Annotated in this window: 5 protein-coding genes; 4 read left to right on the plus strand and 1 reads right to left on the minus strand. The window is 74.6% G+C overall.

Features of this window, described 5'->3' with window-relative positions; translation table 11 throughout:
• Positions 1-46: 46 nt before the first annotated feature.
• Positions 47-1,981, minus strand: coding sequence for a bifunctional metallophosphatase/5'-nucleotidase (locus tag ACSNOD_RS27195; RefSeq protein WP_436769717.1), 1,935 nt, complete (start codon positions 1,979-1,981; stop codon positions 47-49).
• Positions 1,982-2,133: 152 nt separating this feature from the next.
• On the opposite strand from ACSNOD_RS27195, the gene mshD reads away from it, so the two are divergent.
• The 4 genes from mshD to ACSNOD_RS27215 all read left to right on the plus strand — a co-directional run bounded on the left by mshD (position 2,134) and on the right by ACSNOD_RS27215 (position 5,945).
• On the plus strand, positions 2,134-3,060 hold the full coding sequence (gene mshD, locus ACSNOD_RS27200; RefSeq protein WP_436769718.1) for a mycothiol synthase: 927 nt from the start codon (positions 2,134-2,136) through the stop codon (positions 3,058-3,060).
• Positions 3,061-3,319: 259 nt separating this feature from the next.
• Complete coding sequence (locus tag ACSNOD_RS27205) at positions 3,320-3,769, plus strand: GntR family transcriptional regulator (RefSeq protein ID WP_436769721.1); 450 nt, start codon at positions 3,320-3,322, stop codon at positions 3,767-3,769.
• Positions 3,766-4,755, plus strand: a complete 990-nt coding sequence (locus ACSNOD_RS27210; RefSeq protein ID WP_436769719.1) for an ABC transporter ATP-binding protein — start codon at positions 3,766-3,768, stop codon at positions 4,753-4,755. Before ACSNOD_RS27205 ends, ACSNOD_RS27210 begins: the two co-directional genes overlap by 4 nt.
• Positions 4,752-5,945 carry an ABC transporter permease gene (locus ACSNOD_RS27215; RefSeq protein WP_436769720.1) on the plus strand — a complete coding sequence of 398 codons (1,194 nt, stop codon included), beginning with the start codon at positions 4,752-4,754 and terminating at the stop codon, positions 5,943-5,945. Before ACSNOD_RS27210 ends, ACSNOD_RS27215 begins: the two co-directional genes overlap by 4 nt.
• Positions 5,946-6,098 lie beyond the last annotated feature (153 nt).

Here is a 6,098-nt window from a genome sequence, read left to right on the forward strand (position 1 = left end):
GCACCCGGACGGCACCACCAGCAAGATCGACGCGGGTGGGGCAGGGTCACTTCACGATCGTGATGCGGTCCGCCTTCGGCGGGGTCAGGGGCGAGGCCGCCGAGGAGTGGGCGGTCAGGTACGCGGTGAAGGCCTCCAGGTCGGAGACGCCCACGTACTTGTTCCTGCCCTCCTTGAGGACCGTGAAGCCGTCGCCGCCGCCCGCCAGGAACTCGTTCATCGCGACGCGGTACGTCTTCGCCGGGTCGATCGGCGCGCCGTTGACCTTGATGGAGTCGGTCACGATCCGGGCCGCGCCCGCCTTGGTCAGGTCCAGGGTGTAGGTCAGGCCCCGGGAGACCTGGAGGATCTTCGGCGACGCCTCGTTCGGGCCGCTGACCTGCTGCTGGAGGGCCGTGATCAGTTGGGCGCCGGTCAGGTCCACCGCGTTCATCATGTTGGTGAACGGCTGGACCGTGAACGCCTCGCCGTAGGTGACCACGCCGTCGCCCTCGCCGCCCGACGCCTTGTGCGCCAGGTCCGAGCGGATGCCGCCGGGGTTCATCAGGGCGATCTGGGCGCCGCCCTTGTCGGCCGGTGCCATCGCCTCCAGCTGCGCGTCACCGATGAGATCGCCGAGCGGGGACTCGTACGTGCCGGCCCCGCGGCCCGGGATGTCCGCGGCGATGTGGCCCACCGGGCGCCCGGCGACCGGCGCCGCCAGCGCCGACCAGCGCTGGATCAGCGAGGTCATGTCGGCGGCCTTCGGCTGGTCGCGCCGCACCACGTGGTTCGCCGAGCTCACCTTGGTGCGCACGATGTCACCGGTCCACCGGTCGTACGTGAGCGTGGTGTCGGTGTAGAGCTTGCCGTACGAGGAGGCCGAGGTGACCATGCGCGGCTTGCCGGAGGGGTCCGGGATCGTGCACACGTACGCCTGGTGGGTGTGGCCGGTGACCAGCGCGTCCACCTTCGGGGTGAGCCCCTTGGCGATGTTGACGATCGGGCCGGAGATGCCGTCCCCGGCGCCCGGGCTGTCGCAGTTGTAGTTGTACGAGGACGAGGCCGGCGCGCCGCCCTCGTGGATCAGCGCCACGATCGACTTCACGCCCTGGCGGTCCAGCTCCTGGGCGTACTTGTTGATCGTCTCGATCTCGTCCTTGAACTTCAGGCCCTTGATGCCCTCGGCGTTGACGACGTCCGGCGTGCCCTCCAGGGTGACCCCGATGAAGCCGATCTTCACGCCGCGGTGCTTCCAGACCGTGTACGGCTTGAGGATCGGCCGGCCCGTCCTCTCGTCGATGACGTTCGCCGCGAGATAGGGGAAGTCGGCGCCCTGGAAGACCTTGCCGGGCTCGTAGCAGCCGTCCTTGGGGTGGCAGCCGCCCTTCTGCATGCGCTCGAGTTCCTTGCGGCCCTCGTCGAACTCGTGGTTGCCGACGCTGGTCACATCGAGGTCGAGCTTGTTCAGCGCCTCGACGGTGGGCTCGTCGTGGAACAGGCCCGACAGCAGCGGGCTGCCGCCGATGAGGTCACCCGCGGCGGCGGTCACGCTGTACGGGTGGCCCTTGCGCGCGGTGCGCAGCGAGCTGGCGAGGTACTCCACCCCACCCGCGTCGATCTTGCTGGTGGTGCCGTCCGGGTGCTGGTGCGTGACCTGACCGGAGGAGCCCTGCGGCGGCTCCAGGTTGCCGTGCAGATCGTTGAACGACAGCATCTGGACGTCGACCGTGCGGCCCGGCCACCAGCCGCCGCCGAGTCCGAGGCCCCGGCCGTCGCCGTACGCGTCGGACGCGCCGGCCCGGCCGTCGACGCCGTACCCGCCGCTCGCGCCGCCGGCCGCGGCCCACTGCTGCCGCTGGGCGCCGTCCGTGCCGTTCGCGCCGTCGGCGCCGTGCGCGCCCGCGGGTATCGCGGTGGCCAGCACCCCCGCGGCGGCGAGCGCCGCCGCACCGGCCGTCAGGCGGCGCGCTCTCCGGCGCCGTTGAGGTGTCGCTGACATGGGTGTTCCCCTCCGTGTGGTCACAACGGACGGCAGCCTACGGTCAACGCGCGTAGCGTGTCAGGAGCATGAAGGTAACGAGCCGGTTGCGTACCGGGGCACGGGGGACCGCCTACGACCCCGCCCCGGCCCCGGGTCGTAGGCTCGGGAGCATGACTGACGCAGCGGAGCGGAACGCCATCCGACGGATCGAGCACCTCGACGAGGTGCCGCCGGAGACGGCGCGGACCGTGCTGGAGATGATCGAGGCCGCGGCGCGCACGGACGGCCAGATGGCCGTGTCCGAACAGGGGCGCCTCCAGCTCCGCGGCGGGCGCCGCGAGGGCGTGCGCCACCTCCTGCTGCGGGAGGGCGACGAGCTGGTGGGCTACGCCCAGCTGGAGGAGACCGACCCGGTGGAGGCGCCGGCCGCCGAACTGCTGGTGCACCCCGGCTTCCGGGGGCGCGGGCACGGGCGCGCGCTCGGCCTCGCGCTGCTGGACGCCTCCGGGCGCCGGCTGCGGCTGTGGGCCCACGGCGGGCACCCGGCCGCCCGCCACCTCGCCCAGGCGCTGGGGCTCACCCTCTTCCGGGAACTGCGCCAGATGCGCAGGCCCTTGACCGAGCCGGACAGCGGGCTCGCGGAGCCGGTGCTTCCGGAGGGCGTGACCGTCCGGACGTTCCGGCCGGGCGAGGACGACACGGCCTGGCTCGCGGTGAACGCGGAGGCGTTCGCCCACCACCCCGAGCAGGGCGCGCTCACCCAGCGCGACCTGGACGACCGCAAGGCCGAGCCGTGGTTCGACCCCAAGGGCTTCTTCCTCGCCGAGAAGGACGGTCGGATCGTCGGCTTCCACTGGACCAAGACGCACGCGGCCGAGGCGCTCGGCGAGGTGTACGTGGTCGGGGTGCTCCCCGGTGCCCAGGGCGGCGGCCTCGGCAAGGCGCTCACCCTCATCGGGCTGCGCCACCTGGCCGGGCAGGGGCTGCCGACGGCGATGCTCTACGTCGACGCGGACAACACGGCGGCGGTCACGGTCTACGAGCGGCTGGGGTTCACGGTGCACGAGGTGGACCTGATGTACCGCTCCGAGACGTGAGGTTCGCGGGTCCGCCGCGCCGGGCCTGACGCCCGCTCTCCGCCCCGCCGGGCGTGACGCCCGGCCCCCCGCCGCTCCCGAGCGCTCCGCCCACGGCCGTACGGTCCGGGGTGGGGCGCTCGTGCGCTTTCCGGCGTTACGGGCTTTGCGGGCGCGCCCCTCGTACGGCGCGGCCCGATGTGATCAACCGCTTGACACCCCTGGACCCCGTCCACCACCCTTTCACTACTCAATTAGTGAAAGGGTGGTGAGCGCGGCCATGGTGGAGTTCCGCATCGACCGCCGCAGCGGCATCGCCACCTATATGCAGATCGTGCAGCAGACGAAGCAGGCCCTGCGGCTGGGGCTGCTGGCGCCCGGGGACCGGCTGCCGACGGCCCGGGAGGTCGTCGCCGCCACCGCCATCAACCCCAACACCGTGCTCAAGGCGTACCGCGAGCTGGAGCGGGAGGGGCTGGTCGAGCCGCGGCCGGGCCTCGGCACGTTCGTGCGCCGGTCGCTGGCCCGGCCCGGCGCGGGCGCCGACTCCCCGCTGCGGGGCGAACTCGCCGCCTGGGTGGGCCGGGCGCGGGCCGCCGGCCTGGACCGGGAGGACGTGGCGGCGCTCATGGCCTCCGTGGTCGACGAGAGCTTCGCCGCGCCGGCGACCGGTACGGCCACCGCCCCCGCGCCCCGTACGCCCGCCCGCTCACCCGAGGGGAACGCATGAACCACCTGACCACCCAGCCGGCAGACGGCCGCACCGCCCTGGAGGTGACCGCGCTGGCCAAGGCGTACCGCCGCCGCTCCCGCCGCCGGCCCGTCCAGGCCCTGCGGAACTGCACCTTCCGGCTGCCCGGCGGCCGCATATGCGCCCTTGTCGGGCCCAACGGCGCAGGCAAGAGCACCCTGCTCACGCTGCTGGCCGGGCTCGACACCCCCACCGAGGGCACCGTCCGCGTCTTCGGCGCCGCCCCCCGTACGGCCGCGGCCCGCACCCGGACCGCCTACCTCGGCCAGGACAAGCCGCTCTACCCGGGGTTCACCATCGCCGAGACCCTGCGGTTCGGGCGCTCCCTCAACCCCGCCACCTGGGACCAGGCGCTCGCCGAGCGCATCGTCGACGAGGGCGACGCGCCGCGGGACGCGCGCGTCGACACGCTCTCGCGCGGCCAGCGCGCCCGGGTCGCCTTCGCCCTCGCCCTCGCCAAGCGCCCCGAACTGCTGCTGCTCGACGAGCCCATGGCCGACCTCGACCCGCTCGCCCGCCACCGGATGACCGCCCTGCTGATGGCGGAGGCCGCCGAGCACGGCACCACCATCGTCCTGTCGTCGCACGTCCTCGCCGAACTGGAGAACGTCTGCGACTACCTGCTGCTCGTCGACGGCGGGCGGGTCCGGCTCGCCGGGGAGGCCGAGGACGTGCTCGGCGCGCACCGCCTGCTCACCGGCGTCGCGACCGGCCCGGGCGACCCGCCGGAGCTGGCCCCCCACACGGTGGTGGAGACCCGCACCACCGGCCGTCAGATCACCGCGCTCATCCGCCCCGAGGGGCCGGTCGCCGGCCGCTGGGAGAGCGCGGAACCGTCCCTGGAGGAAGTCGTGCTCGCCTATCTGCGCACACCCGAGGCGCCCGCCCTGCTCGCCCCGAGCGCGGAACCGCTCGCCCCCGCGGCCGGCTCCCGGTTCGGCGGCGGCGCGGAGGCCGCCGTATGAGCGCCCGGAACGCCCCGGGCCTGCCGAGCGCGACGGGCACCGCACCGGCCACGAGGGACACCGCGCCGGCCACGAGGGACACCGCGCCGGCCACGAGGGACACCGCGTCGGCCACGACGGACACCGCGCCGGCCACCAGGGACAGCACGCAGGCCACGACGGGCACCGCGCGGACCGCCGCGGCCGGCGCCCGTACGAGGGTCGTGCCCCGGGGCGAGGCCCTCGGCGGCCTGCTGTGGGCCGTCTGGCGCCGCCACCGCGGCCTCGTCCGCGCCGCGGTCGTCCTGCTGGTCGTGACCGCCGGCTGGCTGCTCTGGCTGCGCTGGGCCATGACCGACTACGTGGGGGCCCGCGACCTCTCCGGCTGCTCGGCCACCCACCACCTGGACGGCTGCTCGGCCCAGGCCCAGGCGGCGGTCGACCACGTCCGCACCACCTACGGCTACCAGCTCATGGGCCTCGGCATCGCCCTCGGCACGTTGATGCCCCCGCTGGTCGCGGCCGTGGTGGCCGGGTCGCTGATCGCGCGGGAGACGGAGAGCGGCACCTACCGGATGGCCTGGACGCAGTCGGTCAGCCCGACGCGCTGGCTGGCCGCGACGCTGGCCCTGCCCACCGCGGCCGTGATCGTCGGCGGCGGGCTGCTGAGCGTGCTCTTCCAGTGGACCTGGAACAGCGTCGACCACGATCTGACCGGGCTCCCGTGGCACGACGCGTACGTCTACGACGCGATCGGGCCGGCCCCGGTCGCCCGGGGGCTGCTGGCCGTCGCCGTCGGCGCCCTGGCGGGGCTGCTGCTGCGGCGGACGTCCCGGGCCCGGTACGCGGCCGTGCTCGGCGGCGGGCTGCTGGCCGGGGTGGTCTCCGTGTACGTGCGGCCCCTGCTGATGCCCCGCCTGACGGAGTCCTCCCCGGGCTACCCGGAGCTGGACGCGGACGCCTGGACGGTCGAGTCCGGCCATATGACCGCGACCGGCGGGCGGCTGCCGGCGGACGTCTGCGACGGCGCGGGGGTGGGCGACTCCTACCAGGCGTGCATGGACGGCCGGGGCGTGACCGACTGGTACGTGGACTACCACCCGGCGTCGCACCTGTGGCCCCTGCAGGCGCTGGAGGCGGGCGTGGTGCTCGCGCTCGCCGCGGTGCTGGCGGCCACGGCGTTCCGGATCATGCGCCGCCGGCACGGCTGATCCGCCGCCGGCACGGGCAGGGCGTCCGCCGGCACGGACAGGGGCGTCATCGGCGGGGACAGGGCACCGCCGGTACGGCTGAGGCGCGCCGCCGCCCGGGACAGGGCGCCGTCGGTTCACCGACGGCCCCCACCCCCGGCCACCCCGCCGCAG

It is taken from the genome of Streptomyces sp. URMC 123 (assembly GCF_051386515.1).
In the GTDB taxonomy this organism is placed as follows: Bacteria; Actinomycetota; Actinomycetes; order Streptomycetales; family Streptomycetaceae; genus Streptomyces.

Coding starts and splice junctions, on each gene's coding strand:
- ACSNOD_RS27215 (WP_436769720.1), top strand. CDS start 4,752: ATGAGCGCCCGGAACGCCCCGGGCCTGCCGAGCGCGACGGGCACCGCA.
- ACSNOD_RS27205 (WP_436769721.1), top strand. CDS start 3,320: ATGGTGGAGTTCCGCATCGACCGCCGCAGCGGCATCGCCACCTATATG.
- ACSNOD_RS27210 (WP_436769719.1), top strand. CDS start 3,766: ATGAACCACCTGACCACCCAGCCGGCAGACGGCCGCACCGCCCTGGAG.
- mshD (WP_436769718.1), top strand. CDS start 2,134: ATGACTGACGCAGCGGAGCGGAACGCCATCCGACGGATCGAGCACCTC.
- ACSNOD_RS27195 (WP_436769717.1), bottom strand. CDS start 1,981: ATGTCAGCGACACCTCAACGGCGCCGGAGAGCGCGCCGCCTGACGGCC.